This window comes from Enterococcus lemanii, assembly GCF_016909125.1.
Taxonomy (GTDB): domain Bacteria; phylum Bacillota; class Bacilli; order Lactobacillales; family Enterococcaceae; genus Enterococcus_I; species Enterococcus_I lemanii.
In genome coordinates this window covers 1-1,675 of the sequence record NZ_JAFBFD010000073.1, presented here as the reverse complement: position 1 = coordinate 1,675, position 1,675 = coordinate 1, and the positions used below count along the sequence as shown (strand labels likewise).

At 40.5% G+C, this 1,675-nt stretch carries 1 protein-coding gene; it reads right to left on the bottom strand.

Annotated features, from left to right (window positions below):
• Positions 1-1,137: group II intron reverse transcriptase/maturase (ltrA, locus tag JOD14_RS13005; RefSeq protein ID WP_204655199.1), on the bottom strand; the 1,137-nt coding region annotated here is incomplete at its 3' end.
• Between the last annotated feature and the right edge of the window lie 538 nt (positions 1,138-1,675).

The window sequence follows — 1,675 nt, the reverse complement described above, 5'->3', positions numbered from 1 at the left end:
TTTGAAATTGAACCTCTGTACTTTATTTAACTGTTGAAGGTTCTTATAGATTCGTATGGGCTTTTTCCATTGCTTCACAATAATCACTCTTATTTTATGCCTTAACCACTGACCGAATGTATTTAGGAATTGTTTCATGCTCCCCATTCGATAGTAATTTATCCATCCGACGACCTTTTGATTCACTTTAGTAAATGTGGCCGATAACGGACGGGCAGAAGCTTGCTTTCGTACCAATACTTCTTTTAGATTGGAATAGAGTCTCTTTTTACTTTTTTCACTCGGTTTACATTGCCATCCTTCTGAATTTTTCCAAAATGAAAACCCTAAAAATTGGCTTTTCATTGGCCGTACTACTTTCGTTTTGGTCATGTTCACTTTTAGAAATAGTTTTCTTTCAATCCAATTTGTAATAGATTTCATTACTCGGTCTGCGGCCATTTCACTCTTTACATAAATGTTGGTATCATCGGCATATCTTGCAAATCTTAACCCTCTTGATTCCAATTCTTTATCTAGCTTGTCTAGGTAGATGTTGGACAGTACTGGACTTAACGGACTTCCCTGAGGTACCCCAGATTCATTCGTTGTTACGAGTCCATCTTCCATGATTCCCGCTTTTAGAAATGACCGTATAAGATGTAACGTCTCTCTATCTTTCACTTGCTCTCTAAGCATTGAGATTAATCGGTCATGATTTACCGTGTCAAAATATTTCTCGATATCCATATCAATGACCCATTCGTACCCTTCGTTCAAATATTCTAGCGCCTGTTCAATTGCCTGTTGCGCGCTTCGATTTGGTCGAAAACCATAGCTGTATTCACTGAAGCCCTTATCAAATAGTTGATTTAATTGGTAGGCTACTGCTTGTTGTACGACTCTATCTCTGACGGTAGGTATCCCTAGTGGGCGTTTTTCGCCATTGGGTTTTGGGATATAGGTTCGCTTCACTGGCATCGGTTGGTATTTCATTTGTCGGATTTCTGTTCGGATTTTTCGTCCGTTTTCCTTGAAATATTCGTCAATTTCATCCACCGTCATGTGATCCACTCCTGGTGCACCTTTATTACTTTTGACTTTACTGATAGCCAATTCCATATTCCAATCATTGGTAATCTTTTCAATCAATCTCACTCGCTGCTCCTCCTCTAATCGTAGATGATTTCAGAAACATCCCAGGTACCTTTTCCATCAGAGGTTACGTTCCACTGTGCTAGGATAGTCTCCCATTCGGATTATCTGAACATTTTCTTTTAGTGATTCACACAATACAAACATTCAGTCCTTCGTTATCTTCGGTTGAATAACTACTATGACTTCAGCTGACTTCTTGCGGTGAACCTTTTTCGACCGTCCTTAACGCTTGCTGATTTTAAAGCTTCCTGTGATTAGACGTCCGCAAGACCTCCCAGGGTAAGACATTCATCTTTCTCTTCACAACCTCTTGATTTACCGACTTGGTTTTACGTTTACCTTTTGGACTTCGATTTGTCGTGCAATCTTATCCACCATTTGGCCTTTTATCAAGTTTCTGTTCGTAGGCTCGATAGATTTGCTACACCACTTCCTTCACCCCATCATCACTGATTTCGGCTTGTGGTTCGCTACGCTTGGCGGTAACTACCCGCGACTGGACTTGCACCAGCTAGATGAATGCCATGCCTGGCACACA